Raw genomic sequence first — 26,560 nt, forward strand, 5'->3', positions numbered from 1 at the left:
GACGCCCCACCGGGCCCGCCGTCCGGTGCGCCCGCCCGGGTGGCCCGGGTCCGGGGCCCCGGACGGCCCGGTCGGGCCGGGCGGGCCGATCCGGGCGGTCCGGAGTCTTGTGCCGGGGCCGGGACATGCCAGATGATCACGATGTTCGGTCATGATCCACTCAAGGGTCGTGGCCCCGACAGTTCTGATCGACGGGGGTTGGCGATGTCCACACATTCCACGCACGGCACGCGGTCCGGGGCCTCCGGGCCCGAGGGCGAGGGCGACCCGGGGCGCCGTCCGGGCCGGCGCGCCCTGCTCGCCGGGCTGACCGGCGCGGGCGCCGTGGCCGGGAGCCTGGCGCTCGGCGGCCAGAGCGCCCTCGCCGCGCCCGCCGCGGTGGCGGCCGGTGCGGGCGGGTACGTGGTCGACGTGGTCGCCAAGGGCGCCGACCCGACCGGGGCCACGCCCAGCGACACCGCCTTCCGCGAGGCCGTGGCCGAGGTCCTCGCCGGTGCGCCGGAGACCGGCGTCACCCCGGGGAAGGTCCTGCTGATCCCGCCGGGCACCTACCTGCTCACCCAGCCCGACAGCCTGCTGCCGGCCACCCAGAACACCGACCGCACCAAGCAGAGCGTCATCGACGGCATCTCGATCACCGGGTTCGGCAAGCGCCTCTCCCGCATCGTGTACGCGCCGACGGTCCGCGACACCGTGTTCTGGCGGAACATGGACCGCTACCGGAACATCCGGATCAGCGGCCTGACCTTCGAGAGCCAGGACGCCACCGCGACGTTCAACTACTCGTACTCCTCCAAGACCTTCGGCGTGCAGGACACCTGGTACACCGACGTCGACTGGCGCGGCACCTGGAAGGCCGGCATCGTCCTCGACGGCCCCACCGCCAACTCCAACCTCAACAGCGAGATGGGCTGGGACCACTGCCAGATCAGCGGCAGCTACGCGGACGCCTTCCTGGTGATGGGCGGGACACCGACCGAGCAGCAGCAGGACCAGTTCCTCAACTTCTCCTTCCGTGACTGCAAGGTGGAGTTCCAGTCCGGCGTCTTCGTGCGCAACGAGCGCGGCGGCTCGATGAACTTCATCGGCGGGTCGTACATCCTGGTCGACGCCAAGTCGACCGGCACCTTCTTCAAGCTGGGCGCCAACTCGCCGCGCGCCGACTCGGTGATGCGCCTGTACGCCCAGGGCATCCGCTTCGAGATCCGCGGCCCGGGCCACAAGGTGATCGACTCCTCCTGGTACAAGGGCAGCATCACCTTCGTGTCCTGCGACGACACGGCCCGCTCGTTCGAGTCCTGGGTGGACGACACGGTCGTCCCCCACGTGTACCGCTTCGACGCCGTCAACCCCTCGCGCGGGCCGGTGATCCGCTACCAGGACTGCGCCCTGCTCGGGTCGCACCAGGTGACCTCCGGCACCGCGACCACCGCCGGCAAGCTGCTGTACGACGGCAGCCGGTTCGCCAACCGGTCGGAGGGCACCGGGGCCGCCGGCTTCCTGCGCTGGACGGGCCCCGCGCCCTGGTACGAGTTCCGCGACTGCCTGGTGAAGGGCGTCCGGCTGCCCGACGCCAAGGTGCCGTAGCCGAGCCGACGGCGTGCCCCGGACCGGTCGGTCCGGGGCACGCCCGGTCTGTCGGGTCGCCCGGTTCGTCGCGTCGCGCCCGGTCTGTCGGGTCGCGTCCGGCCGTCGGGGCAGGCCCGCGGAAAAGCGGCTGACAGCCCGACGGCACCAGCGCTACGCTCCCCGCGATGACTACTCCTTCCGCATTCGGATTGGGGGCCCCGTCCGCGCAAGGTGAGTGCTGATGCTCACTTCGACCGCGGACACGCCTTCCCGCCTTTCCCTCTGGCTGCGCGTGCGCGAGTTCGCCGTGCCGCCGTCCATGATCGAGACCGCGACGGCCCGCCGGCAGGCCGGCGACTGGGCCGGAGCCTGCGCCGCCGCGAACATCGACGTCGACCTCGACCTGCGCACCGTCACGCGCACCCACGGCCGGGCCCTCGCCGCCGAACTCCGCGCCGACCTGCGCGGACTGGCCCCCGACCTGCTCCGCTGGCATCTGCCGAGGATCGCCCCGGACGGTCTGCTGCGCCCGGGCCTGACGGTCGCCCTGGCCCGCTACGACGCCCACCGGCCCGACGGCGGGCCCCCGGTGCGGCTCGTCGCCCGGACGCCGCCCGCCTGGGCGGACGCCGGCCAGCGGATCAGCCTCGCCCTCTGGGACGGCTCCCACCGCGCGGCCGGCGCCTCCCGCTACCCCCACCCCCGCCCCGACCGGCGGTTCCGCCTCGACCTGCACCGCCACCTGTGGGACGCCCACCGCAGCGGCGAACTGCGCCACCGGTCCGGCGCCGACGGCCGCTCCCGGCCGGACCGGGAGCCCGGACCGCGGGGCGAGCCGCCGCCCCTGCCGGGCGCACCGGGGCTCCGCTGCGCCGTCGACCGCTGGGCCGCCGAGGCCGACATCCTGCTCGCCGCCGAGGGGCGCGCCGCCGGGCCGGTGGACATCCGCCTGGGAGCGCGGCGGCGGCTGCTCCTGGAGCCCGTCACGGACGGGGACGGCCCGGGCCCGCCCGCCCGGCGGATCGTCGCCGCGCCCGTCGGCGGTGCCGGTCCGGTCCTGCCGGTGCTGCCCGACGCGGCGACCTGGGTGCTCCCCGACCTCGATCTGCTCCGCACCGGTGCGATCGGGGCCGACCGGCTGCACCCGCTGGTCGCCGCGGCGCTCGCGCCCGGCCACGCGCCGGCCGGACCGGCCCCGCTCCAGGACCGGCCCGGGCAGCCGCGCCCGGTGGACTGCCGCGGGGCCCGGCACCGGATCGGCCTGGTCGACGGCGTGCTGACGGCACTGGACCACGACCCGGCGGAGATCCGCCGGGAGGAGCTGCTGGTCGCGCTGACCGGCACACCGCTGCCCTGCCTGCAGGCCATCGACGAGGCGCACCGGCGCCCCGCCGGCCTCCACGGTGTCCGCGAGCGGCTCGACCACGGCGACACCGCCGGTGCGCTGGCGGTCGTCGAGGGGCTGCTCGGCCCCGACGCCCTGCTGCGCGGCGGCGCGCTGCGGGACGAGCTGGAGTCGGCCGCGCGACGACGGATCAGCTACGGGCTGTTCCGGGCCGGCCTGGTCGAGCACAGCCCGAGCCCGGACCGCCGCCGCCCGCGCGACCGCCGCGCCGGGGCCCTCGGGGCGACCGCCCGCTGACCCCGGGCCCCGCCCGCCGCCCTTCCCGCACGTACGCGTACTTTCCCTCAGACCCCGAGGTGATCGAACATGCCCATGTCCACGTCCACGTCCCTGTCCGACCCCGCGGCCGTCCCGTTCTCGGCGGCCGCCGCCCTCGCCGACCCGGACCGGGCCTCCCAGCTCGACGTCGCCGACGCACTGCTCACCCTGCTGCGCGAGACCGGTACCGAACCGCGCCCCGACGACCAACTGGAGGCGCTCACCCTGGCGGTGGCCGCCGACCGCCCCGTCCTGCTGTGGGGCGAGCCGGGCATCGGCAAGACCGCCGCCCTGACCCAGCTGGCCGAGACCCTGGACCTGCCGCTGACCACCGTGATCGCCAGCGTGCACGAGCCGTCCGACTTCTCCGGCCTGCCCGTCCTCGGCTCCGACCCGGCGCAGCAGGGCGTCCCGATGGCCCCGCCGGACTGGGCCGTGCGCCTGGTCCGGGCCGGCCGGGGGCTGCTCTTCCTCGACGAGCTGTCCACCGCGCCGCCGGCCGTCCAGGCCGCCCTGCTCCGGCTCGTCCTGGAGCGGCGGATCGGCTCGCTGCAACTGCCGCCCGAGGTCCGCATCGTGGCCGCCGCCAACCCGCGCGCCTCGGCGGCCGACGGCTGGGAGCTGAGCCCGCCGCTGGCCAACCGCTTCGTCCACCTCCAGTGGGTGCACGACCACGACGTGGTGGTCCGCGGCCTCGGCGGGACGTGGCCCCGGGCCACCCTGCCGCGGCTCGACCCGCGGCGGCTGGCGGAGTCGGTGGCCTTCGCCCGGCGCGCCGTCTGCGGCCTGCTCGCCGCCCGCCCCGCGCTCGTCCACCGGCTGCCCGCCAACGAGACCCGCCGGGGCGGCGCCTGGCCGTCGCCCCGGAGCTGGGAGACGGCGCTCTGCCTGGTCGCCTTCGCCACCGCGGCCGGCTCCTCCCGGGACGTCCTCTCCCTGCTGGTCAGGGGCACGGTGGGGGACGGACCCGGGCTGGAGCTGCTGGCGAGCCTGGACCGGATGGACCTCCCGGACCCGGAGGAGCTGCTGGCCGATCCGGCCGGCGCCGAACTGCCCGAGCGCGGGGACCTCCGCCAGGCCGTGCTCGACGGGGTGGTGGCCGCCGTGCGCAAGCGGCCGGAGAAGGACCGCTGGGACGCGGCGTGGACGCTGCTCGTCCGGGCGACCGAGACCGGAGCCCCGGACCTGGTGGTCGTCCCGGCGACCACGCTCGCCTCGCTGCGCCGGCCGGACTGGGACGTCCCGGCCGCGATCGAGCGGCTGGCCGGGGTGGTCTCGCTGTCGAACCGGGCCGACCGGTCGGTGGCCCGGGTCGCCGCCAAGGCGGGCCGATGAGCCAGGGGAGCCAGGGGAGGCAGGGGAGGCAGGGGAGGCAGGGGAGTCAGGGGAGCCCGATCAGCCGGATGAGTCCGGGGAGTTCGATGAGTGCGGGCCGGGTGGTGGTGCCGGACGGGCCCCGGGGGCTGGACCTCGACAAGCTGTTCGCCGCCCGGCTGCACGCGGCGAAGGTCCGGCCCTACCTGGCGACGGCCCTGTTCGCGCTGCACACCGTGGAGTCGCGGCGCGTGCCGACGATGGCGGTGGACCGGCACTGGCGGTGCTACGTCTCACCGGTCTTCGTGGACCGCACGCCGGTGGAGGAACTGGCCGCGGTCTGGGTGCACGAGGTCTCGCACCTGCTGCGGGACCACCACGGGCGCAGCGACCGGGTCGCCGCGGAGCGCGGGCTGACCGGCCCGGGGGAGCGGCTGCGGATGAACATCGCGGCCGACTGCGAGATCAACGACGATGCCTTCGGCGACGGGCTGGTCGAGCCCGAGGGCGCCGTCCGCCCGACCTCCCTCGGGCTCCCCGACGGGGGTCTGATGGAGGACTACCTGCGCCGGTTCAGCCTCGGGCCGCTGACCGAGAGCCTGGTCTGGCTGGACTGCGGCAGCGGCGCCGACGGACTGGAGCGGGAGTGGGAGTTCGGGCCGGACGGCGCGCACGGGCTGAGCGCCCAGGAGCGGGACGCGGTGCGGTTCCGGGTGGCGCAGGGCATCACCGCCCGGCCGGGCAGCGCGCCGCAGGCGTGGCAGCGGTGGGCCGAGGAGGCCTTCCACCCGCCGCAGCGGTGGCGGGAGTTGCTGGGCGCGGCGGTCCGCACGGCGGCGGCCGGCTCGGGCGCGGGCGAGGACTACACCTACGGCCGGCCGTCGCGGCGCTCGGCCGGGCTGCCCGGCGTCGTGCTGCCGAGCCTGCGTCGCAGACCGCCCCGGGTCGCCGTGGTGATCGACACCTCCGGCTCGGTCAGCGACGCCGAACTGGGCAGCGCGCTGCTCGAAGTGGCCGCGATCGCCCGGGCCGTGGGCGGCCGCCGCGACCTGGTCACCGTGCTTCCGTGCGACGCGGCGGCCCGGGTCGCGCACCCGCTCTGCCGGGCCGAGGGGATCCCGCTGGTGGGCGGTGGCGGCACCGACCTGCGGACGGGTTTCGCCCGGGCGCTGCGGGGCCCGTCCCGGCCGGACGTCGTCGTGGTGCTGACGGACGGGCAGACGCCCTGGCCGGAGTCGCGGCCGCCGTGCCGGACGGTGGTCGGGCTGTTCCCCCGGGCGCGGACCGACTCGCACCTGGACGAGGAGGACCCGGACTACGAACCGGAGGCCCCGCCGGAGTGGGCCGCCGTGGTGCAGATCGGGTAGGCACGCGCGGTCCGGCGCCTCCGGGCGCTCCCGGGCCGGTCCGTCCGCCGCCGACCGATCCCGCCGCCGGGTCGCGCCCTGCCCGCCGTCCGGATCCGCCGGGTGAGTGAAGTCCTTCACTCCATCGGGTGGGGCGGGCGGGTGTCGGGCGGAGGCGGCGGTTAGCTGGACGACGGGGGTCGTTCGGAAGGGCGCGGATGGGGCGTACGGTTCGGCACGGTGACGTCGCGACCCGCTGCGCGCTCGCGGTCCTGCTGGCCGCCGTCCTCGCCCTGCTGACCGGGGCCGGGACCGTCGACTCCCTCCACCGCCTCGCCCTGGACCGCTGTGTGACGGCCCAGGAGACGCCCGCCGCGCCCGCCCTGCCGCTCGACCCGGACACCTGCCCCGAGCCCGGCGAACGCCGACGCGACCACGGGAGCACCTCGGGCACCGCTCCCACCCACCGGGCGGGCCACCACACCCGGGCTCCGCTGCCGGGCCTGCTGCCCCCGGCGCCACGGACGGTGGCCGGCCTCGTGGCCGGCGCCCCGCCCGGTCGCGCCGCGGGCCGCCCCGGCACCGATCCCGCCCGCCCCGACGGGGCCGGGCGAGGCACCGTCCTGCGCTGCTGACCGGCCCCGGGGCCGTGCTCGGGGGTCTGGGCCCCCGCGCGGTCCCGCCGTGTCCACCGTCGGGTTCACACCGCAGGAGATCCACCATGCCCTTCGACGTCTACACCGCCATGGGCGCGCTGGTGCGCGCCGAGGCCTGCCGCACCACCACGCCCGCCCTGCCCGCCACGCCGACAGCGACCGCTCCGTCCGCCTCCTCCGCCGAGCAACTGCTCTCCGTTGCAAGGGAGTTCGGCGGCGGTCCGACCGCGTACGACACCGACCGGGCGCGGCGCGGGCCGTCGGCCCGCTCGTCGACCCGGCCGTCCGCCCTCTCCTCGGCCCTGCGCCGGCTGGCCGCCCGGCTGGGCTGAGCCGCCGGACGACCCGGGCGGCGGCCGTCCGTCGGTACGGCCGCCGCCCGTGGAGCCCGGCCGCGGGGCCGCGGGCGGGGGTGCCCGTCGCGTTGTCGGTGGCAATGGCTAGCTTGTGCGGTGTCGGCGGGTACGGCCCGTGCGACGACGCTTCCGACGTCGCCCGAAAGGGGCCCTTGCCATGCCAGTCGCCGCCGACGAGCAGGTCACCTACCTGGAGCTGTCCGAGGACGCGGGCAGCGCGCACAAGTTCTACGAGGTCCGGGTCGCCGGCGTGGTCGTGACGGTCAGGTACGGGCGGATCGGTGAGAGCGGCCAGGAGAAGACCACCTCCTACCCGACGGTGGAGAAGGCGGCCGCCGCCGCGGCGAAGAAGCTGGGGGAGAAGGTCCGCAAGGGCTACGCCCCGGCGGTGCGCGGGGTGCGGCAGCGACGGGCGGTCACCCGCCGGGCGATCGTCAGCAGCGGGTCGACGGCCCGTCAGGCGCCGGTCCTGTGGCGCTTCAGCTCGGGCGCCGCCGCGTTCGGGATCTTCGTCGGGGAGGAGCACGCCTGGGTCGGGAACGAGCGCGGCGACGTCTACACCCTCACCCACGACGGGCGGGTCACCGGCCGGTACGGGCTGCCGGACGGGGTCAAGTGCATTGTGGCCGACGACTGGTGGATCTACGCCGGGTGCGACGACGGCAAGGTGTACGACCTGGGCGGCAAGGTGCCGCGAGTGGCGTACGAGATCGCCGAGGACGTGGACATCTACTGGCTGGACATCCACGACGGGGTGCTCGGCGTGGCCGACGCGCGCGGCGGCATCACCACCGTCGACCACGAGGACGAGTTCCAGTGGCGCCGCAAGGCCACCGGCACCGACGGCTGGATGGTGCGCTGCGACGACGACGGCGTCTTCCACGGTCACTCGCGCGGCGTCGCCCGCTACGCGGCCCGCAGCGGCGACCCGGTCTGGCACACGCCGACCGAGGGCGAGGTGCTGTTCGGCTGGCAGGAGCGCGACGAGGTGTTCGCCGGCACCTCGCGCGGCTGGGTGCACCGGCTGCGCAAGACGGACGGCTCCGAGGCCGCCCGCTACCGCTGCGACGCCGCGGTGTTCTCCTGCGCGTCCTCGCCCGACGGCCGGTACGTCTTCGCCGGGGACAACCACTCCTCGGTCTACTGCTTCGCCGCGGACGGCACCCGCCTGTGGAAGCTCGGCACGGGCTGCGGTTCGGCCTACAGCATGCAGTACCGCGACGGCCGGCTCTACATCGTGACCACCGACGGCTCGCTGGCCTGCCTGGACGCGAGCGAGCAGGCGGTCCGGGCGGCCGAGGGCGGCCAGGTGCCGCAGGCCGCCGAGGTGGACGGCAGCGGGTGGCAGGCGGCGGTGGCGGGTGCCGAACTGGAGGTGGTGGTGGCCGGCTCGGCCGGTGCGGCCGGGGGCATCGAGGTGGAGTGCGTCCAGGAGGGCACCCGGGTGCGGGTGCGGGTGGTGTCGGCCGGGTTCGACCGGACCCGCCGGGTGCAGTTCCCCAAGGACATCCGGGTGCCGGGGGCCCGCTACGTGGTGGCGGAGGTGCTGGAGTCGGGCAACGGCGGGTTCTACCGGGCGCGCGGCGACATCAAGCGCCTGCTGTGACCGGCGGGCGGGGGTTCGCCCCCGCCGAGCCGTCGTGGACCGTCGCGTGGCCGGTGGCCGCGCGACGGTCGTCAGCCGATCCCGGTGACGGTCGACGCCAACGACAGGAGCAACGCCCCCAGCGCCCCCGCGGCGCCGTAGCGCCGCAGCCCGCGCCGGTCCTCGTGGCGGCGGACGTACCGGGTGGTGGCGGCGGCGAAGGCCAGGCCTCCGCCGACGAACCACGGCCCCCACAGGTAGAGGTACCAGCGGGTCAGCCCGACCAGGTCGGGTGCGGGGGTGAGCGCCCCGGCCTCCACCAGCACGCCGTGGGCCACGAACAGAGCGCCGTGCCAGAGGAGCAGCACCGCCGCTCCGCCGCCGCAGAGCACCAGGGGGCGGCTGGTCCGGACGCCGCGCCGGCGGGTCAGGCCGACGCCCAGCAGCGCCCCGAAGAGCTTCAGGAATCCGGTCACCCACAGGACGGCCACGAACCAGGTGACCCGGTCGTCGGCCAGCTTCAGCAGCGACGGGGACACCGTCGACCGGGCACCGAGGGTGCTGCCCGCAGCCCAGACGAAGCTGGGTACCGCGAACAGCAGCCCCCATGCCGCGGCGACCGCCCCGGCCCACCCGCCCGGGATGGGCCGCCGGCCGGTGGCCGGCCTCCCGCCCGGGGTCGGCCTCCCGCCCGGGGTCGGTAGGGGCGTCCGACGCAGGTCCGGCCGGGTCGGGCCGGGCCCGCAGTGCTTGATCGTCATGGCTCCACCGTGGCGCGGCCGGGGCGAGGAGGCGTCCTCCCCGGAGACGATCGGCATCCCCCGCGCGAGCTACTTCCGGGTGAGCGCTCTCCCGGCTGAGCCGTCTCCCGGCGGTGCTGTGCGGGGTCCGTGCGGGGTCCGTGCGGGGCGTGTCCGGGCCTGTTCGGGCCTGTTCCGGGCCGCCGGCCGACCGCTACCGTTCCACCGTGGCGAGCAGCAGGTTCGGGTCGGTCCGGGTGAAGTACGCCGCGCTCGGGACGTAGACGGTGTCCCCGCGGACGGCCACCGAGGTGGGGTTGGAGAGGCCGTCCGCACCGGTGAGGACGGTGTGATGAGTCCCGTCCGCCGCGATGTAGGCGGCCTCGCTGCCGCTGTTGAGGGCCGCGATCACGTCGTCGCCGTGCCCCGCGAAGTCGAAGTCGTCCAGCCCGGGGAGACCGGTCGCGCGGACCTCGGCCGGGCCCGCGGTCCCGTTCCGGCCGAGCGGGATGCGCAGAAGGGTGCCGGTGTCGGTGTTGCCGACCCAGACGGCGTGGTGGTGGAGCTTGAGGCCGTTGGCGCCGAAGGCCGCGGTGGGCCTGAGCCGCGCGTCGTCGGACCAGACCGTCGGGTCGCCGCCTGTCACGGGGACGGTGCGGATCACGCCGAGCGCCGAGTCGGCCGAGTAGAGGAGGCCCGCGCGCTCGTCGAGGGCGAGGCCGTTGGGGAGGCTGTCCGCCGGGAAGGCGGAGATCCGCTCGGGTGCGCCGCCGGGGCAGAGCCGCCAGATCCCGGTCAGATCGGCGGTGCCGGTCGCGTACCCGAAGTAGAGGGTGCCGTCGTGGGCGCGGGCGATACCGCTGACGACGGCGGCGCCGAGCAGCGGGGTGTTCGGGTCCGCGGGGGCTGGCAGGGTGGCGAGGAGGGTGAGGTTCCCGTCGGGGTCGACGCGGCCGATCGCGCGGGCGAAGGAGAAGGTGAGGTCGGCGGAGCCGTCCGGTTCGAGGGCGATGTTCTCCGGCTGGAGGCCCTGGGCCAGGTCGAAGTGGGCGATGATCCGGGGCGCGGTGAGCGGCGGCGCCACGGCGACGGCCGGGGTGGCGGCCAGCAGGGCGAGGGCGGCGGAGGCGGCCGTGGCCGTGCCGAGCAGTCCGGCGAGGCGGCGGGGCATGAGGTTCTCCTCGAACGGTCGGGAGTGCGGCGGGGACGGACCTCGCGGTCCTGCCGCCAGCAGAGCACGCCCGGTGGCCCGCCCCTAGTGCTGCGCCGCCGTGCCCCCGGGAGATCCTCCGCTCGGGCCGCCCCTGTTCGGGGGAGCGCCGCCGCCCGCCCTGGGCCCCGGGCCCGCCGGCCGGGTCAGCCGGAGGTCTCGGTGCGGTAGAGGCGGTCGATCTCGGCGTGCGAGAGGGAGAGCAGCACGGTGTGGCGGTCCTCGTCGACGGCGGTGACCGCGCTCATCGGGACCATCACCTCCCGGCCGAACACCCAGAAGCCGGTGTCGACGACCAGGTGCCGCTCGTCGACGTAGTCCGAGTGCCGGTCCACCCGGCCGATCTTCCCGTCGGGCCCCTCGACCCGGTAGCCCGTCAGGTCCACGGTGTGCCCGTCCGCCCCGAGGATCTCCGCCATTCCTGCCTCCCCTTGTACAGCCGGGCGGCCGCCCCCTGGTGTCGGGGGCGGCCGCCCGGGCTCGTCCGTGCCGGCCGGGCTTCGCGGCCGGGTCAACCCGCGGGTACGGGTGGGCGGGTCAGATCGCCGGTCCGCCGTAGAAGGGACCGTAGTACCCGGCGTACTTCTCCTGGTAGTCGGTGTCGTCGTGGTCGTGTCGGTCCCGGTCGAACTCCGGCCCGTTCTTGATCTCGTCCTTCGTCCGGTCGACGTACGCCTTGCGCTCCTCGAAGTCGACCTGGACCACGGTGCCGGCGGGCAGCAGGACGTGCTTGCCGAAGATCCACGGCCCGGTGTCGACCACCAGGTACCGGGCGTCGGCCTGCTCGGACAGCTTGTCGATCTTGCCGATGTGGCCGTCCACGGCCTCCACCCGGAAGTCGACGAGGTCGGACCCGGTGACGTAGCCGGAGGTGGAGCGGAACTCCCAGATGTTGACGTCGTTGCTCACGACTCTCTCCCTTCCGCACGGTGTGCTGCGCCGGGAATGCCCCGGCGGCGCTCGCCACCCCGACTGCCCCGCCTCGCCGGGTTCATGCGGGGTGGGGAGAAATCAGAGGAGACCGCCCGGGAAGGGCAGCGGGCTCCCGCCGCGGTGAAGTGGCGGGAGCCCGTGGTGGGGCGTGGTGGGTCAGCCGTTGGCGAGGGCTTGGAGGCGGTCGTAGGCGCCGTTGAAGAGGTTCTGGTCGCCGGGGAACGTGCCGGAGTCGGCGTACTGCCAGAAGGTCTGGTAGCCCCAGCCGTTCGGGACGGTGCCGACGGTGGAGCCGTAGCGGGCGAGCCAGAGCGGGTTTGTGGTGCCGAAGCCGCCGTTGTTTCCGGTGCACTGGGACCACCAGTTGGTGGTGGTGTAGATCGTCGGGTAGCGGCCGGTGCGGGCGTGGACGGTGTCGCTGAAGGAGCGGATCCAGCTGACCATGGCGCTCTGGCCGAGGCCGTAGCAGGTGGCGCCGTAGGGGTTGTACTCGATGTCGAGGGCGGGCGGCAGGGTCCTGCCGTCGCGGGACCAGCCGCCGCCGTGGTTGACGAACCAGGTGGCCTGGGCGGAGCCGGAGGAACGGTCCGGCAGGGCGAAGTGGTAGGCGCCGCGGATCAGGCCGGCGTTGTAGGAGCCGTTGTACTGCTGGGTGAAGTACGGGTTGGTGTAGGTGGTGCCCTCGGTGGCCTTGACGTAGCCGAAGCGGGCGCCGTTCGCCTTCACCGAAGCCCAGTTGACGTTGCCCTGGTAGCTGGAGACGTCCAGCCCGGGGGTCTGGGTGGCGGCGAGGGCGGCGACGCCCGCGGTGCTCGCTCTTCCTTCGTGGGCGGCCACGGTGGAGCCGGCGAAGTCGAGCTCGGGGTGGAGGGCGGGCAGGTGGCGGTCCGCCTGCCCGCCGGTGGTCGGGGCGGGCGCGGGCTCGGCCGCGTAGGCCGGCGCGGTCACGCCGGTGACCAGTGCGACGGCTGCGGCGAGTGCGCCCAGGAGGGGTAGACGGCGGGATTTCGAGGGTGCGGCGGTACCGGTGGGGCCTGCGGAGCGGGACGTGCTGAGCATGAACACTCCTCTGATCCGGTCATGGTCCGGTGAGGGCCCATGAGGCCTCTGGTGCCCGGGAGTTGACCCGGACGGAGAGCAGAGTAGCCATGTACCCGCCAGGGTGGCCAGAGGCCCGGACACCTCGTGGGGGCGGCCCCCGGGTGGCCGCGGCACGGTCGGGCCCGGCCCGGCGGTTACGCCAGCGGGTGCGCCGGACCGGGCCGTCCGCCAGGCTGGCATCGTGGGTTCGCGAACCGCCGTCCCGTGACCCGGAGGGCGCGGCGGCACCTCGACGGGAGGCCCGGTGATGAGCGACGCGATCGTGGTCGGCTCCGGCCCCAACGGCCTCGCCGCCGCCGTCACCCTGGCCGAACGCGGCCTCGCCGTCACCGTGCTGGAGGCGGCGGCGGAGATCGGCGGCGGCGCCCGGAGCGGTGAGGCCACCCTCCCCGGGGTGCTGCACGACCACTGCTCCGCCGTGCACCCCTTCGGGGTCGCCTCGCCGTTCCTGCGCTCCGCCGACCTCGCCCGCCACGGCCTGCGCTGGCGGCTGCCCGAGGTCGACCTGGCCCACCCGCTGGACGGCGGCGACGCCGTCACCGCCGGACGGTCCGTACGCGCCACCGCCCGCGCCCTGGGGCCGGACGGCGCGGCCTGGCTGCGCCTGTTCGGCGACCTGTCGGAAGGCTTCGACGAGCTGGCCGAGGACACCCTGCGCCCGATCGTCCGGGTACCCGCCCACCCGGTGCGGCTCGCCCGGTTCGGCAGCCGGGCCCTCCTGCCGGCGACCGTGCTCGCCCGCCGCTGGCACACCGAACGGGCCCGCGCCCTGTTCGCCGGGGCCGCGGCGCACAGCTTCCAGCCACTGGACCGGCCGCTGACCTCCGCGGCCGGACTGCTGCTGATCGCCGCCGCGCACCACCGAGGCTGGCCGGTCGCCGAGGGCGGCTCGGGCGCGATCACGGCGGCCCTGGCCGGGCGGCTGCGCGAGCTGGGCGGCCGGATCGAGACCGGGGTGCGGGTGACCTCGCTGGCCGAGCTGCGCCCGTGCCCGGTCGTCCTGCTCGACGTGGCCCCCCGCGCGGCCGCGGCGATCTGCGGGCCCGCGCTGCCGCGCCCCGTCCGGCGCGCGTACCTGCGCTACCGGCACGGGCCGGCGGCCTTCAAGGTGGACTTCGCGGTGGCGGGCGGCATCCCGTGGCGCAACGCGGACTGCCGCCGGGCCGGCACCGTCCACGTGGGCGGCACGCTGGAGGAGGTGGCGTTCGCCGAGGGGGAGGTGGCCCGGGGGAGGATGCCGCAGCGCCCGTTCCTGGTGGTGGCCCAGCAGTACCTCGCCGACCCCGGCCGCTCGGCCGGCGACGTCCACCCCGTCCATGCCTACGCGCACGTGCCGCACGGCTACCCCGGTGACGTCGAGGGCCTGCTCGTCGCCGGGATCGAGCGGTTCGCACCGGGTTTCCGGCACCGGATCCTCGCTTCCGTCGCCACCGGCCCCGGTGAGCTGGAGCGCCGCAACCCGAACTACGTCGGCGGGGACATCTGCACCGGCGCCAACGGCCCGGTCCGGACGGTGCTGCGTCCGAGAACCGCGCCGCACCCGTACGACACGGGCATTCCGGGCGTCTACCTCTGCTCGGCGGCGACCCCGCCGGGCGCCGGGGTGCACGGCATGTGCGGTGCCAACGCGGCCCGGGCCGCCCTGCGCGCCGTGCCGCACGGTGGGCCCGGGTGAGGCGGGGGCGCCTTCGTCGGGGCCGGGGCGCGGCGGCGGCCTCGGCCGCCAGGGGGTGCGGTGCCGTTGTGGCACGATGCCTGAGTCGGCACCCGAACGGCCGCCGCCCTACCGATGAGAAGAGGACCACCGTGCCCGCGACCACCCCGGACACCGCCCGGCCCGAGGCGGACAGCCTCGACTTCCGTACCGCGACCGTGGCCGACGTGCCCGCGCTGCTCGCCCTCGTCGAATCCGCCTACCGCGGCGACGCCAGCCGGGCGGGCTGGACCACCGAGGCCGATCTGCTGGACGGCCAGCGCACCGATGCCGAGGGCGTCACCGCCGCCGTCACCCACCCCGACGGCGTGGTGCTGCTCGTCGAGCGGGCCGGCGAGCTGGTCGCCTGCTGCCAGCTCGAACACCGGGGCCCGACCGCCTACTTCGGCATGTTCTCGGTGAGCCCCGGCCGACAGGGCGGCGGCGTGGGGCGGGCCGTGCTGGAGGAGGCCGCGCGGTTCGTCGCGCGGGAGTGGGGCGCCGTCGAGCTGGAGATGACGGTGATCGAGCAGCGTGCCGACCTGATCGCCTGGTACGAGCGCCGGGGCTTCCACCGCACCGGTGTCTACTCGCCGTTCCCCTACGGCGACGAGCGTTTCGGCGTCCCGCGCCGCCCCGACCTGCGGTTCGAGAAGCTGGTGAAGGACCTTACCGAGCAGTAATGGTGACGTTCCATCAGTGCGGTGACGCAATGTCAAAGTCCTGACCTGCGGCGATGTGGAGATGTCACACCTCGTTCATTATTGGTCTAGGCCAATGTGAGAGGCTGGCGGAACGAACGGCCACGTTCCGTCCGAGCCCAGGGGGGCCATCTCCGCATGCCCGTACTCCATGGCACCGCCATGCCCGCATCCGACACCGGTCCGCGCCTCGCCGTCGCGGACGACTCGCTGCGACTGCCCAGCCCACCCGACGATCAGGAGCTCTACTGGTACTTCGGCCCGCAGCGCCGCTGGGTGCTGCTCTGCGCCACCCTCTCCTACACCGGCGCGACCGTCACGCTCGGCCTCTTCGCACTCAGCCGGCCGCTGCTCTGGCCCTTCCTGGTGCTGACCGTCCTCAACGCCGTGACCTGGGTGCTCTCCCTCGCCGACGGCCAGCGGGCGCGCCGGTTCACCCGTGACTCGCACGACCTGCTGCTGCGCGCCTGGCAGCCCGCCCGCCACCCCGGCGTCGACCTGCTGCTGCCCACCGCCGGCGAGCCGCTCGCCGTGCTGGACAACGCCTACCGCCACACCGCCGCCGTCCGCTGGCCGGGCGCGCTGACCGTCCTCGTCCTGGACGACGCCGCCCGTCCCGAGGTGCGCGAACTCGCCGAGTCCTACGGCTTCCAGTACCGGGCCCGGCCCGACCGGGGCCGGTTCAAGAAGGCCGGCAACCTCAACCACGGCCTGGCCGAGGGCAACGGCGACATCATCGCCGTCCTCGACGCCGACTTCTGCCCGCGCCCCGACTTCCTGCACCACCTGGTGCCCTACCTCGACACCCCCGAGGTCGGCATCGTGCAGAGCCCCCAGTGCTTCGACACCGACCCGGACATGTCGTGGCTGGAGCGGGCCGCCGGCGCGACCCAGGAGATCTTCTACCGCTGGATCCAGCCCTCCCGCGACGCCCAGGACGGCACCGTCTGCTGCGGCACCAACGCGCTCTACCGGCGCGCCGCGCTGGAGCGGGTCGGCGGCTTCGCCGAGATCGACCACAGCGAGGACCTCTACACCGGCCTCTCGCTGGCCCGCGCCGGGTGGACCACCCGCTACGTCCCCGCGCTGGTCGCCAAGGGCATGTCGCCCACCGGCCTGCCCGCCTTCATCAGCCAGCAGTACCGCTGGTGCCTCGGCTCGCTCGCCCTGGTCGGCGATCCCGGCTTCCGCAGCGGGCCGCTCAGCCGCTCGGCCCGGCTCTGCTTCTGGAACGGCATCCTCGGCTACCCGACCAGCGCGGTGAACGTCTTCGCCATCCCGCTGCCGGCCCTGATCATGCTGTTCTTCGCGCCCGACGAGATCGAGCCCTGGCAGGTCCTGCCGTTCCTACCGCCGATCTGGGTCGCCCTCGTCCTGCTGCCCGCGATGTCCCGCACCCGCTGGCGCTTCGAGGTCACCCGGGTCCAACTCCTCGGCGGGCTCTGCCACGTGGTCGCCATCGCGCACGCGCTGCGCCGCCGCAGCGCCGACTGGGTGCCCACCGGCGCCGTCTCCGGCGGCAGCTCGCTGGCCCGCACGGTCGCCCGGATCGGGGTCGGCTGGCTCGGCCTGGTCGTGGTCGCCGGGGCCGTGGGTCTCGGCCGGGCCGTCGCGCTGCACGGCTGGCAGCCGTACTGGGCGCTGGTGGGGCTGCTCGGGCTCACCGCCCACACGATGATCCCGCTCGTCCGGTCCCTCTGGCCGCTGCTGCGCGGCGGCAAGGGCGGCGACGTCACCGCGCCCGTTCGGCGCGCCACCGGCGCGGACGGGGGAACCGTCCGGGGCACCGCCGCCGCGCGGGCGGCCGCCGATCTGCGCTTCGGGCGCGCCGAGGCCGTCGCCGTCACCGCCGTCCTGCTGCTCTGCGGCCTGCTGGCCTCCGGCTGGGCGGACCCGCTGCTCTTCTGATGTTCCGTCAATGAGTTGAGCTTGTCCGTTAGTTGATTTCCCTTTGCCGCCCTTGCGCGTCGCCCCACCGGCGCGGAACGACCTCACCCGCCAGGCCGCCCCACTCGGCCGCGCGGCCCCCGAACCGCCGCTGCCAGCCCTGCAAGGAGCCCCGCCGTGTCAACGGCCGTACCACCGAACGCCGAACCGCCGCGCGCCGTTCCCGTTCCTGTCCCTGTTGCTGTCCCCGTTCCTGTTCCTGTCCCCGTTCCTGTTCCTGTTCCTGTTCCTGTTCCTGTTGCTGTCCCGGATCGTGTTCGTGAGCCGGTTGCGGTTTCGGTGGTCGCCACCGCCACCGCCACCGCCGCCTCCGCCTCCGCCACCGCCACAGCCTCCGCCTCCGCCTCCGCCGCCGCGCCGAGTGCCGCCGGTGCGGCCGCCGACCCCGACCCGGCGGCCGACCTCGTGCTGCTGACGGCAGCCGGCACCGCCGTGGCGGCGCAGGCGCAGCCGGCCGAGGAGCCCCGGAAGCGGGCGGCCTTCCGTCCCGACATCGAAGGACTGCGCGGCGTCGCCGTGCTCGCCGTCCTCGCCTTCCACGCCGCCGTGCCGGCCTTCACCGGCGGCTACGTCGGCGTCGACATCTTCTTCGTCATCTCCGGATTCCTGATCACCGGCCTGCTGCTGGCCCGACCGATCGGCCTCCGGGACTTCGCCGCCCGCCGCGCCCGCCGGATCCTGCCCGCCGCCGCGGTCGTCCTGGTCGCCACCGCACTGGCCGGCGGCGCGCTGCTCGACCCGCTGCGCGGCACCGACCTGGCCCGGGACCTGATCGCCTCGGCCGGCCAGTTCGCCAACTGGCGGTTCGTCGGCCAGCAGACCGACTACCTCGGCGCCGAGCGCGACCCGAGCCCGCTCCAGCACTTCTGGTCGCTCGGCGTGGAGAACCAGTTCTACCTGCTCTGGGGCGTGCTGCTGCTCGGCCTCGCCCGCTACCTGAGGGGCCGCCGGCGCACCGCCGTGATCGCCGTCGCGACCACGGCGATCGGTGGCGTCTCGCTGCTGCTCTGCATCCGCTGGACGGCCGGCTCCGCGCCGCTCGGCTACTTCTCGACCGCCAGCCGGCTCTGGGAGTTCGCCGCCGGCGCCTGCGCCGCCATGCTCGGCTCGGCCCTCGCCGGGTGGCTGCCGCGGGCCGGCCGCTCCGGTCGGCCGGTCGGCCGGGCCCTGCGTCTGCTCGGCTGGGCCGGCGCGGCGGCGGTCCTGGTCGCCGTCCTCCGGTACGACCGCAACACCCCCTTCCCCGGCAGCGCCGCCCTGCTGCCCGTCCTCGGCACCGCCGCCGTGCTGCTCGCCGGACCCGCGCACCGCGCGCTCGGCGCCACCGACGTCGGCCGGCTGCTCGCGGCCCGTCCGCTGCGAGCCGCCGGCCGGCTCTCCTACGTCTGGTACCTCTGGCACTGGCCGGTGCTGACCATCGCCCAGGCCCGCTACGGCGCGCTGCCCTGGACCACCCTGGTCGCGCTCACGGCGGCGAGCGCCGTCCCGGCCTGGCTGACCATGCGGCTGGTCGAACAGCCGCTGCGCTACGGCAGCAGCCCGGCCCCTCGCCGGGGCCTGGCGGTCGGCGCCAGCGCGCTGGTGATCCCGCTGATCGCCGGGCTGACCCTGGGCGGCGGAACCGTCCGGGCCCTCGGCGACACCACCGGGCCGATCGCCGTCCCGGCCGGCGCGGTCGACGGTCCCGCCCTGCTCGCCCCCGGCAGCCGGGTCCTGAGCCTGACGCCCTCGCTGGCCCGGGCCCGCGAGGACTTCCCCCCGGGGCACGGCTGCGAGATCCCGCTCGGCGCCGAGAACAGCCCGCGCTGCCTGTTCGGCGCCGAGGACAGCCCCGACCGGATCGTGCTGATCGGCGACTCGCACGCGGGCCAGTGGATCTCGGGCGCGCTCGCCCTGGCCGAGCAGCGGAACTGGGCCCTGGAGGTGCTGGTCAAGCCGGGCTGCCCGCTGGCAACCCTGACCGTGCGCAACAACGTCCTCGGCCGGACCTTCGACGAGTGCGACCGCTGGCGCGAGAACACCCTCACCCGGCTGGCCACCGGTCCCAAGCCACGGCTGATCGTGATGGCCGGCCTCAACCGGTACGGCAGCGGGCCGGAGCGCGCCGAGGGCTGGAGCCGCACGCTGGACCGCCTCTCGGCCATCGGCGCGCCGCTCGCCTACCTGGGCGACACGCCGATGCCCGGCAGGGACATCCCGACCTGCCTGGCAGCCTCCGACGGCCGCTCGGACGCCTGCTTCTTCCCCCGGGAGACGGCCTTCGAGCAGGACCCGCTGCTCGCCGGCGGGCTCGCCGAGCGCTACCGCGTCCGGGTGCTGGACCTCGGGCCGCTGCTCTGCCCCGGCACCGGTCCGGACTGCCCGGCGGTCCTGGAGGGGGTGGTGCTCTACCGGGACGCGGGGCACATCACCGACACGCTGGCGAAGGTGCTGGCGCCCCGGTTGGACAAGGGGCTGCTACCGGCGGGGTGAGGCACCCGGCCCGGCCCCGGGGGTGGTGGCGGGCCGGGCTGTCGGGGACAGATCGTTGGGGCGACCGGTCAGCCGTAGATGTTGTGGCAGAGCCTGGCCTGCTCCGAGCCGGCGGGCCAGCGGCCGAAGCGCTCGGCCTGGTCGCAGATCGAGCCGCCGCCGGTCGTGGCCGGTCCGCCGCCCGTCGCGCCCGGGGTCCCCGCGGCGGCCGACGGCCCCGCGGGCGCCGACACGCCGGACCCCGGGGCCTCCGGGCTCCGGGCCGGGGCCGGGCGGGGCGTCCGGCTCTGCCTAGCCCGGGCGGCAGCGGAGCGTGCCGCGCCCGGCGCGCCGTCCACGCCCGACCGCTCCGCCCCCGGCGAGGCCTCGGACGCCGTGCCGGGGCCGGTCGTCGGGCCCGCGGCGCCGCCCGGAGCCGCGTCCGCCGGGGCCGGGGCGGTGGTGGTCGGCGGCGCCGGTACCGGCAGCAGGTCGGGGACCGAGGGCACCGACGGCGAGGGGGACGTACCGGGGAAGGCCACCACGCCGGACGACTCCTCGCCCGATCCGGGCCCGCACATCACCAGGACGGACGCCAGCACGGCGACGATCCCGGCTGCCGCTGCCGCTGCCGCCCACGCCCGCCGGGGCCGCGGCCCCGCCGGGGGCGGCACGGGTGCGGCGGGCGGAGGTGCGACGGGCGACGCGACGGGTACCGGTGGTGGCTCCCACGCCTGCGCCGGCCACTGCCACTGTCCATCGCCGGGTTGCCCGCTCATGCCCTCGTCCTCCTGCTGCCGAATTCGCCGCCGCCGAATCGCCGCTGCGCCACTGCCGGGTCCACCGCCCGGGTCGACCTCGATCCCGGTGCGGTCCGTGCGCCTCGTCCGACGACCCGTTCGCCGTACTCAACGAGCGCGCCGACGGCGGGACATGACTCGGAAGAGGGTTCTGTCGCGCCGTCCGTTCCGCACTTCGCTCCGCACTCCGTTCCCGGCTGTACGCTGCCGGCCGTACCCCGGGTGCGGGCGGCGGAGGTCCGCCACATGCTGGGGGCATGGAAACGAACAGCACGTCAAAGCCCCTGGTCGAGGTCGCCGAGTTCCGTACCGACAGCCGCTACCGCCTGGTCTACTTCGAGGGCCACGGCTGGGAGCCGCTGGCCCCGGAGGAGTTCGAGCCACGGATCCACCAGCTCTTCCCCGACCTCGATCCACGCGACGAGTCCCGTGTGCACTGGGTGGACCGGCCCTGGCAGTGGCCGGCCTGGCACGCCGGCGAGGCCTGAGGAACGGGCGTCGCCGGGCCCCGGGCGGCGGGCGGGCCGGCGGGCGGCCGGCGGCGGGGTCGGCGGTGCGGGGGCGGCGGCAGGGCGGAGTGAGCGGCGGCGGAGGGGCGCGCGCTGTCGTCGGATCAGCCGTCCATTCGGAGGACGGTGCGGTGGAGGAGGTGCTCCGGCCGTGGGGTGCTCCGGCTGGGGGTGCTCCAGGTGTGGGGTGCTCCGGGACCGGTGCTGGGGCGTGAGGGCATGCGGGCCGCACCTGTATCGGGCCTGCCGGGCGTTCGCGCCCGTGGTGGCCGCCGAAGCGAAGAAGCGCGGTTTGGAGCGCTGCGGCAATCGGGGGAAGATCGTCCCGGCGGTGGCGGGCGGTCCGGCCTGACCGGAGCCGTCCGACACACAAGGGGGCACGTGAACCGACCGGCCGGCACCGCAGGTTACGCCGAGGCGGCGGCGGAACTCGCCGTGCAGTACGAGGAGGTGACCTTCGAACAGGTCCACCGCGAACTGCTCCACCTCTTCCCCGGGGCGCCGAGCGCCGTCCTGGACTTCGGTGCCGGCACCGGCCGGGACGCGGCCGCCCTCGCGGCCCTCGGCCACCGGGTCGTCGCCGCCGAGCCCACCGGGGAGCTGCGACGGATCGGGCAGCGGATCCACGCCGACAGCGACATCCGCTGGGTGGACGACGCACTGCCCGAAGCGGCTGCCGTCACCGCCTCGGAGGAGCACTTCGACCTGGTCCTGCTGACCGCCGTATGGATGCATCTGGCCGACCGGGAGCGTGAGTTGGCGATGGCGGCGCTCGCCCGCCTGCTCGCGCCCGCCGGTCGGGTGATGCTCTCCCTCCGCCACGGCCCCGTCCCACCGGGCCGCCGCATGTTCGACGTCCCGGCCGACGAGACCGTCGCGCTCGCCGACCGGCACGGCCTGACCCTGCTGACCCACGTCACCCGTCCCGACCTCCACGCCCGCCCGGGCGTGACCTGGACCCTGCTCGCCTTCGAACGGACAGGCGCCGGGGAGGGCTGAGGCCGCCGGGCGTCCGCTGCTCGGACGGCGGCAGCACGGTTCACCCCCCGATGCGGCCCGAGCCGGGGGCGAACCGTGCTGCCGCCCCGGTCAGCGGCGCCGGTCGCCGAACCCGGTGAACCGGGCGAAGCGGCCGAACCTGGCGAAGCGGCCGAACCTGGCGAACCGGCCGGTCCGGGAAGCGGCGCGATCCGGGTTCGGTCGGCCGGGTGCGCGTGGGCCTGGTGCGAGAGGGGCGGTGGCGGTGGCGGTGGCGGTGGCGCCGAAGCCGTCGGCGACCAGGCGGGTCGCCCAGCGGCGCAGGACGTCGGCGACGGGTGGGTGGTGAAGACCGGCGGCGCGGGCCAGGCGGTCGGCGGACGTGGTGTCGTAGCCGTCCTCCGAGAGGAAGCTGAGCGTCTCGGGGTCGGCGCCGGTCAGCGCGCGGGGCAACCGGCGGACCAGGCCGACCGGGACGAGGGCGCGGGGTGCGGGCACTCCGAGGTGGTCGGCGAGCAGACCGATCAGCTCGGGCAGCGGGGGCGTCGCGGGGTCGAGCACGGTGTGGGAGTGCGCCGGACCGTCGTCGAACTCCGGTACGGCGGCGAGGAACCGGGCCAGGTGGTCGACCGCGACCACCGGCAGGAAGGTCCGCGCCGAACCCGGGAGCAACGGCAGGCGCCGATGGGCGAGTTGGCGGACCAGCTCGGCCAGGCCGAGGTACTGTCCGGCCTCGCCGGTGACCGAATGACCGACCACGCTGCTCGGGTTGACCGTGGTGAGCGGTACGCCGAGGCGGGCGGCCGTGACGCGGACGGCGGCGTCGCCCACCAGTTTGGAGGCCTCGTAGGCGCCGAGGCGGGTGTAGAGCGCGTCGGTCTCGGCGGCCGGGAGTGGGTAGCGCGGCGTGGCGTCCCGGCCGACCCGGTAGCCCGAGAGGTGGACGAGCCGCCGGAGCCCCGGACGGGTGGCGGCCCAGTGCAGCACGTGCAGCGCGCCTGCCACGTTGGCGGCGTCCGCCTCGGTGCGCTCCAGGCCGAACCGGTAGAGGGCGGCGAGGTTGTGGAGGTCGCGGATGTCCGTCAGCCGGGCTTCGTCCGTCGTGCCGAGGCCGAGGCCGGGGCGGGTGAGGTCGGCGGCGACGGTGGTCAGTGCGGTGTCGTCGGCGCCGTGCTCGCGGAGCCAGTGGCGCAGTTGCCCGTCCCGTGCGGATCCGCGCCCGCCCCGGATGCCGGCGGCCACCGGCTCGCCGCGGTCGAGGAGTTCGAGAACCAGCCAGCGGCCCAGGAAACCGGTCGCGCCGAGGACCAGGGTGCGCGGCAGGGGCTGGGGTAGCCGGTGCTGCGGCGGGGTGGTGGAGTTCATCTGGAGGTCCTTTTCTGTAGACCGGTCTGCATATTTTTGGGAGATGCCTGGGTGGGAGTTAGGGCGCGGGGAGGGCAGATGAGTATGTAGACCGGTCGGCAGATTTCCAGACGCGGCCTACGGTGACGGGAGTGTGAGGGCTCAGATTCGGTAGACCGGTCGGTTGATTTCCTCGGTGGCCTGGGTGAGAAGGCAGTGCATCAGCTTAGATTCGGTAGACCGGTCGGTATATTTTCAGGCGACGATCGAGCGGCGCCGATCGGAGCTCGGCCGACTGCGGGGTCGGGGGGACCGGGCGGACCGGTGGGCCGCGCGCGTGAGGTCAGGACGGGCGCGGCCGGTCGGTCACTTCTTCTTCGCGCCGAGCAGGTGGCGGACGGCGTGCCGGGCGTCCTCCAGGGGGCGGCGGTCGCGACGCACCCGGGCGAGCAGGACGGCGCCCTCCAGTACGGCGAGCGCCTGGCCCGAAGCGGTCTCCGCCTCGGCGGGGCCGAACCCCTGGGCGGTGAGGCGTTCGGTGAGCACGAGCTGCCAGCTCGCGTACACCTCGGCGCAGACGCGGCGCAGAGGCTCGTTGCTTCCCGCCACCTCCAGGCCCACGGTCGCGACGGGGCAGCCCTTGCTGTAGTCGGACTCCTCCAGGCGGGCGATGAAGACCTCGACGAGCCGGTCGACCAGTGCCGTCGCTTCCGGGCTGCGACCGGCGGGCGTCCGGAGGACTTCCTCGACCTCCTGCCCGGCCTGGACGAGGGCGGCGGCGACCAGTTGGTCCTTGCCCTCGGGGAAGTGGAAGTAGAGCGAGCCGCGCGGTGCGCCGCTCTCCGCCACGATCTGGTTGAGGCCGGTACCGAAGTAGCCCTGTGCCTCGATCAGGTTGCGCGTGCCGGCGATCAGCCGGGCGCGGGTCTCTTCTCCCTTGACTCCCATGTGGAAACAGTAGACCGGTCTGTATATTCCTGTCGACCTTCGACCCGGTGGCCTGTTCATCGGGGGTCGGCCGTTGACGCCCTGTTGAGCACCGGGCACCGCGCACCGGGCACCGGGCACCAGGCACCAGGGACCGGGGCACCCGGGCGCCCTCGGGGGCGTGTACCCCGCCGCCATGTGAACCGGTGCCGTGCGGAGGCGAACCGGCCATTGCGCGCAAGGAAGTTCACCATGGGTGGCAATCGCACGCCCCCTGGTCATGGGCGATTGACGGATCCGTGACTTCCGGTTCGGCTACGTCCCTGGCCTGTCGCGCATGACACCAAGTCATCAGCACCAGGCCGAACCGGATGTCGACCGGACAGTCGCTCCGCACCCCGGCGCTCCGCACCCCGACGCTCCGCACCCCGGCGCCGCGCCCGCGGCCGGGCCGCCCTGGGCGTCCGCGCTCGGCTGATCGTCACCAGCGCGACGGCCCCCGAACGGGGCTGAGCCGCAGTACACTCCGAGGCCCCGCCGCCCGGGCAGGTCGGCAGGGACGCCGGCGCGACCGGCCGTGCGGCGGCGGGGAGCGGCGGCGGGTAGCGGCGGCCGGGGAGCGGCGAGGCCGACGCTGGAGCGGACCCCCGCTGGGTGTGCCGCGCAGCCGCGGTCGTCGGAAAGCGGTTGACGTTCGCCGGCGTCAGGCCGTTCGATTACCTGCCATGAACATGAGCGCAGGGCAGATGCATCCCGGCACCTACCCCACGGACGTCGATCTCGTACGGCGGCTGATCGCCGGGCAGTTCCCGCAGTGGGCGGGGCTGGCGGTCGAGCGGTTCCCGTCCGGCGGGACGGTCAACGCGATGTACCGGCTGGGCGACGACATGGTCGTCCGGCTGCCGCTGACGCGGGGCGGGGCCGGCGACGTGCTGCTGGAGCGGGCCTGGCTGCCCCGGCTCGCGCCCCAGCTGCCCCGGCCCGTCCCCGAGGCGCTCGGTGACGGGGTGCCCGCCGAGGGCTTCCCCTGGCCGTGGTCGGTCTACCGGTGGCTGGCGGGGGAGAACCCGGAGGTGGAGGCCCTGAGCGACCCGGTGCTGCTGGCCGAGGACCTGGCCGGGTTCGTGGCGGCGATGCGGAGCATCACCCTGCCCGGTGCGCCCCTGGCCCACCGCGGCGGGCCGGTCGCCTCGCTCGACGTGGAGACCAGGTCGGCGATCGAGGAGCTGCGCGGGATCCCGCAGGAGGGTGTCGACTGCGATGCCGCCACGGCCGTGTGGGAGGAGGCGTTGCGGACCCCGGGCTGGGACGGGCCGCCGGTGTGGCTGCATGCCGATCTCATGCCGGGCAACCTGCTGGTGGAAGCCGGCAGGCTGACCGCGGTCATCGATTTCGGCTGCCTGGGGACGGGCGATCCCGCCTGCGACCTGTTCCCGGCGTGGAATCTCCTGCCGGCCCGGGCGCGGGAGGTCTTCCGCGAGGCGCTGGGCGTGGACGACGCGACCTGGGTCCGCGGCCGCGGGCGGACCCTCTCGCAGGCGCTGATCGCGCTGCCGTACTACCGGAGGACCAACCCGGCGATGGCACGCAACGCCCGGCACGTGATCCGGACGGTGCTGGGGGAGGTCTGACGCGGGTCCCGGTCGGGTGGACGGCCCGGCCGCTGTCCCCCCGGCCCAACGGGTCTGCGAGAGTGCCGGTATGAAACTTCGCTGTGCCGTACTCGACGACTACCAGGGTGTCGCGACGAGCATCGTCGACTGGTCACCGGTGACCGACCGGGTGGAACTGACCTCCTTCCCGCGGCACTTCGGCTCGGAGGACGAACTGGTCGACGCCGTCGCCGACTTCGACATCATCGTGACCTTGCGCGAACGGGTGGCGTTCCCGGCGGCCGTGTTCGCCCGGCTGCCCCGGCTGCGGCTGCTGGTGGCCTCCGGGATGCGGAACACGGTGATCGACTTCGCGGCCGCCCGCGCGCACGGGGTGACGGTCTGCGGCACGGCGAGTTCGTCCACGCCGCCGGTGGAGCTGACCTGGGCGCTGCTGCTCGGGCTCGCCCGGGGGATCGTCACCGAGAACGACGCGCTGCGCACGGGCGGCCCGTGGCAGAGCACCCTCGGCGCGGACCTGGCCGGGCGGCGGCTGGGGCTGCTCGGGCTGGGCAAGATCGGGGCGCTGGTGGCCCGGGTCGGCCTCGCGTTCGGCATGGACGTGGTCGCCTGGAGCCCGAACCTCACCGAGGAGCGGGCCGCCGCGGTCGGCGTCCGGCGCGCCGCCACCAAGGAGGAGCTGCTGCGGGAGAGCGACTTCGTCTCCGTCCACCTGGTGCTGGGCGACCGCAGCCGGGGCCTGCTGGGCAAGGCCGAGTTCGCGTCGATGAAGCCGCGGGCGTACCTGGTGAACACCTCGCGGGCGGCGATCGTCGACCAGGACGCGCTGCTCGCCGCCCTGGCCGAGGGCCGGATCGCGGGTGCGGCGGTGGACGTCTTCGACGTCGAACCGCTGCCCGCCGACCACCCGTTGCGCACCGCGCCGCGGCTGCTGGCGACGCCGCACCTCGGCTATGTGTCGGGCGACACCTACCGGACGTTCTACGGCCAGGCGGTGGAGGACATCGCGGCGTTCCTGGCCGGTTCCCCGGTCCGCGTCCTGGGCTGACGAGAAGAAGGCCGCCTGGTTCAGCGGCTACACCCCGTCCCTCGCCACCTCGGTCTGGCTCGGCGGCCCGGCCGGC

At 75.3% G+C, this 26,560-nt stretch carries 23 protein-coding genes; 15 read left to right on the forward strand and 8 right to left on the reverse strand.

Going from position 1 to position 26,560, the window contains the following annotated elements; translation table 11 throughout:
- Positions 1–204: 204 nt before the first annotated feature.
- The 7 genes from ABT263_RS23665 (at position 205) to ABT263_RS23695 (ending at position 8,510) form a co-directional block, all read left to right on the forward strand.
- On the forward strand, positions 205–1,587 hold the full coding sequence (locus ABT263_RS23665; protein WP_352293009.1) for a hypothetical protein: 1,383 nt from the start codon (positions 205–207) through the stop codon (positions 1,585–1,587).
- 223 nt (positions 1,588–1,810) lie between these two features.
- Positions 1,811–3,211 carry a hypothetical protein gene (locus ABT263_RS23670; RefSeq protein WP_352293011.1) on the forward strand — a complete coding sequence of 467 codons (1,401 nt, stop codon included), beginning with the start codon at positions 1,811–1,813 and terminating at the stop codon, positions 3,209–3,211.
- Positions 3,212–3,286: 75 nt separating this feature from the next.
- Positions 3,287–4,567, forward strand: a complete 1,281-nt coding sequence (locus ABT263_RS23675) for an AAA family ATPase (protein ID WP_352293013.1) — start codon at positions 3,287–3,289, stop codon at positions 4,565–4,567.
- A gap of 86 nt (positions 4,568–4,653) precedes the next feature.
- On the forward strand, positions 4,654–5,913 hold the full coding sequence (locus ABT263_RS23680) for a vWA domain-containing protein (RefSeq protein WP_352293015.1): 1,260 nt from the start codon (positions 4,654–4,656) through the stop codon (positions 5,911–5,913).
- A gap of 197 nt (positions 5,914–6,110) precedes the next feature.
- Entirely contained in the window at positions 6,111–6,527 is a 417-nt protein-coding gene (locus tag ABT263_RS23685) for a hypothetical protein (protein WP_352293017.1), read from the forward strand.
- Between the two features lie 86 nt (positions 6,528–6,613).
- Positions 6,614–6,880, forward strand: a complete 267-nt coding sequence (locus ABT263_RS23690; protein WP_352293019.1) for a hypothetical protein — start codon at positions 6,614–6,616, stop codon at positions 6,878–6,880.
- Between the two features lie 181 nt (positions 6,881–7,061).
- Positions 7,062–8,510, forward strand: coding sequence for a WGR domain-containing protein (locus ABT263_RS23695; RefSeq protein WP_352293021.1), 1,449 nt, complete (start codon positions 7,062–7,064; stop codon positions 8,508–8,510).
- Positions 8,511–8,581: 71 nt separating this feature from the next.
- On the opposite strand, the gene ABT263_RS23700 is transcribed toward ABT263_RS23695, so the two are convergent.
- The 5 genes from ABT263_RS23700 to ABT263_RS23720 all read right to left on the reverse strand — a co-directional run bounded on the left by ABT263_RS23700 (position 8,582) and on the right by ABT263_RS23720 (position 12,431).
- Positions 8,582–9,250, reverse strand: a complete 669-nt coding sequence (locus ABT263_RS23700; RefSeq protein WP_352293023.1) for a DUF3995 domain-containing protein — start codon at positions 9,248–9,250, stop codon at positions 8,582–8,584.
- Positions 9,251–9,443: 193 nt separating this feature from the next.
- On the reverse strand, positions 9,444–10,400 hold the full coding sequence (locus ABT263_RS23705) for an NHL repeat-containing protein (protein ID WP_352293025.1): 957 nt from the start codon (positions 10,398–10,400) through the stop codon (positions 9,444–9,446).
- Positions 10,401–10,585: 185 nt separating this feature from the next.
- Entirely contained in the window at positions 10,586–10,858 is a 273-nt protein-coding gene (locus tag ABT263_RS23710) for a hypothetical protein (protein WP_329486033.1), read from the reverse strand.
- A 118-nt stretch (positions 10,859–10,976) separates the two neighbouring features.
- Positions 10,977–11,348 carry a PRC-barrel domain-containing protein gene (locus tag ABT263_RS23715; RefSeq protein WP_329486032.1) on the reverse strand — a complete coding sequence of 124 codons (372 nt, stop codon included), beginning with the start codon at positions 11,346–11,348 and terminating at the stop codon, positions 10,977–10,979.
- A gap of 180 nt (positions 11,349–11,528) precedes the next feature.
- On the reverse strand, positions 11,529–12,431 hold the full coding sequence (locus ABT263_RS23720; RefSeq protein ID WP_352293027.1) for a lysozyme: 903 nt from the start codon (positions 12,429–12,431) through the stop codon (positions 11,529–11,531).
- Between the two features lie 289 nt (positions 12,432–12,720).
- On the opposite strand from ABT263_RS23720, the gene ABT263_RS23725 reads away from it, so the two are divergent.
- The 4 genes from ABT263_RS23725 (at position 12,721) to ABT263_RS23740 (ending at position 19,286) form a co-directional block, all read left to right on the forward strand.
- Entirely contained in the window at positions 12,721–14,148 is a 1,428-nt protein-coding gene (locus ABT263_RS23725; protein WP_352293029.1) for a phytoene desaturase family protein, read from the forward strand.
- Positions 14,149–14,279: 131 nt separating this feature from the next.
- Positions 14,280–14,849: a GNAT family N-acetyltransferase gene (locus tag ABT263_RS23730; RefSeq protein ID WP_352293031.1), complete on the forward strand. Its 570-nt coding sequence runs from the start codon at positions 14,280–14,282 to the stop codon at positions 14,847–14,849.
- A 180-nt stretch (positions 14,850–15,029) separates the two neighbouring features.
- Positions 15,030–16,775, forward strand: a complete 1,746-nt coding sequence (locus ABT263_RS23735; RefSeq protein WP_352293033.1) for a glycosyltransferase family 2 protein — start codon at positions 15,030–15,032, stop codon at positions 16,773–16,775.
- Positions 16,776–17,093: 318 nt separating this feature from the next.
- Positions 17,094–19,286 (forward strand): acyltransferase family protein, encoded by a 2,193-nt coding sequence (locus tag ABT263_RS23740; RefSeq protein WP_352293035.1) that lies wholly within the window; start codon positions 17,094–17,096, stop codon positions 19,284–19,286.
- Between the two features lie 68 nt (positions 19,287–19,354).
- Here the strand turns inward: ABT263_RS23740 and ABT263_RS23745 are convergent, their stop codons facing one another.
- Positions 19,355–19,867 carry a hypothetical protein gene (locus ABT263_RS23745; protein ID WP_352293037.1) on the reverse strand — a complete coding sequence of 171 codons (513 nt, stop codon included), beginning with the start codon at positions 19,865–19,867 and terminating at the stop codon, positions 19,355–19,357.
- 455 nt (positions 19,868–20,322) lie between these two features.
- Here ABT263_RS23745 and ABT263_RS23750 point away from each other — a divergent pair, with 455 nt between their 5' ends.
- The gene (locus ABT263_RS23750) at positions 20,323–20,553 is read left to right on the forward strand and encodes a hypothetical protein (RefSeq protein ID WP_352293039.1); all 231 of its coding nucleotides are present in this window, start codon (positions 20,323–20,325) and stop codon (positions 20,551–20,553) included.
- Between the two features lie 402 nt (positions 20,554–20,955).
- Complete coding sequence (locus tag ABT263_RS23755) at positions 20,956–21,573, forward strand: class I SAM-dependent methyltransferase (protein ID WP_352293041.1); 618 nt, start codon at positions 20,956–20,958, stop codon at positions 21,571–21,573.
- Positions 21,574–21,663: 90 nt separating this feature from the next.
- Here the strand turns inward: ABT263_RS23755 and ABT263_RS23760 are convergent, their stop codons facing one another.
- Together ABT263_RS23760 and ABT263_RS23765 are read right to left on the reverse strand one after the other, a co-directional pair.
- Entirely contained in the window at positions 21,664–22,917 is a 1,254-nt protein-coding gene (locus ABT263_RS23760; protein WP_352293043.1) for an SDR family oxidoreductase, read from the reverse strand.
- A gap of 345 nt (positions 22,918–23,262) precedes the next feature.
- Positions 23,263–23,844, reverse strand: coding sequence for a TetR/AcrR family transcriptional regulator (locus ABT263_RS23765; protein WP_352293045.1), 582 nt, complete (start codon positions 23,842–23,844; stop codon positions 23,263–23,265).
- A 710-nt stretch (positions 23,845–24,554) separates the two neighbouring features.
- On the opposite strand from ABT263_RS23765, the gene ABT263_RS23770 reads away from it, so the two are divergent.
- Entirely contained in the window at positions 24,555–25,454 is a 900-nt protein-coding gene (locus tag ABT263_RS23770; protein WP_352293054.1) for an aminoglycoside phosphotransferase family protein, read from the forward strand.
- A gap of 70 nt (positions 25,455–25,524) precedes the next feature.
- Complete coding sequence (locus ABT263_RS23775) at positions 25,525–26,484, forward strand: D-2-hydroxyacid dehydrogenase family protein (RefSeq protein WP_352293047.1); 960 nt, start codon at positions 25,525–25,527, stop codon at positions 26,482–26,484.
- The last annotated feature ends 76 nt before the right edge of the window (positions 26,485–26,560 follow it).

This window comes from Kitasatospora sp. NPDC001603, assembly GCF_040298365.1.
In the GTDB taxonomy this organism is placed as follows: domain Bacteria; phylum Actinomycetota; class Actinomycetes; order Streptomycetales; family Streptomycetaceae; genus Kitasatospora.

Coding starts and splice junctions, on each gene's coding strand:
- ABT263_RS23665 (WP_352293009.1), top strand. CDS start 205: ATGTCCACACATTCCACGCACGGCACGCGGTCCGGGGCCTCCGGGCCC.
- ABT263_RS23670 (WP_352293011.1), top strand. CDS start 1,811: ATGCTCACTTCGACCGCGGACACGCCTTCCCGCCTTTCCCTCTGGCTG.
- ABT263_RS23675 (WP_352293013.1), top strand. CDS start 3,287: ATGTCCACGTCCACGTCCCTGTCCGACCCCGCGGCCGTCCCGTTCTCG.
- ABT263_RS23680 (WP_352293015.1), top strand. CDS start 4,654: ATGAGTGCGGGCCGGGTGGTGGTGCCGGACGGGCCCCGGGGGCTGGAC.
- ABT263_RS23685 (WP_352293017.1), top strand. CDS start 6,111: ATGGGGCGTACGGTTCGGCACGGTGACGTCGCGACCCGCTGCGCGCTC.
- ABT263_RS23690 (WP_352293019.1), top strand. CDS start 6,614: ATGCCCTTCGACGTCTACACCGCCATGGGCGCGCTGGTGCGCGCCGAG.
- ABT263_RS23695 (WP_352293021.1), top strand. CDS start 7,062: ATGCCAGTCGCCGCCGACGAGCAGGTCACCTACCTGGAGCTGTCCGAG.
- ABT263_RS23700 (WP_352293023.1), bottom strand. CDS start 9,250: ATGACGATCAAGCACTGCGGGCCCGGCCCGACCCGGCCGGACCTGCGT.
- ABT263_RS23705 (WP_352293025.1), bottom strand. CDS start 10,400: ATGCCCCGCCGCCTCGCCGGACTGCTCGGCACGGCCACGGCCGCCTCC.
- ABT263_RS23710 (WP_329486033.1), bottom strand. CDS start 10,858: ATGGCGGAGATCCTCGGGGCGGACGGGCACACCGTGGACCTGACGGGC.
- ABT263_RS23720 (WP_352293027.1), bottom strand. CDS start 12,431: ATGCTCAGCACGTCCCGCTCCGCAGGCCCCACCGGTACCGCCGCACCC.
- ABT263_RS23725 (WP_352293029.1), top strand. CDS start 12,721: ATGAGCGACGCGATCGTGGTCGGCTCCGGCCCCAACGGCCTCGCCGCC.
- ABT263_RS23735 (WP_352293033.1), top strand. CDS start 15,030: ATGCCCGCATCCGACACCGGTCCGCGCCTCGCCGTCGCGGACGACTCG.
- ABT263_RS23750 (WP_352293039.1), top strand. CDS start 20,323: ATGGAAACGAACAGCACGTCAAAGCCCCTGGTCGAGGTCGCCGAGTTC.
- ABT263_RS23760 (WP_352293043.1), bottom strand. CDS start 22,917: ATGAACTCCACCACCCCGCCGCAGCACCGGCTACCCCAGCCCCTGCCG.
- ABT263_RS23765 (WP_352293045.1), bottom strand. CDS start 23,844: ATGGGAGTCAAGGGAGAAGAGACCCGCGCCCGGCTGATCGCCGGCACG.
- ABT263_RS23770 (WP_352293054.1), top strand. CDS start 24,555: ATGAGCGCAGGGCAGATGCATCCCGGCACCTACCCCACGGACGTCGAT.
- ABT263_RS23775 (WP_352293047.1), top strand. CDS start 25,525: ATGAAACTTCGCTGTGCCGTACTCGACGACTACCAGGGTGTCGCGACG.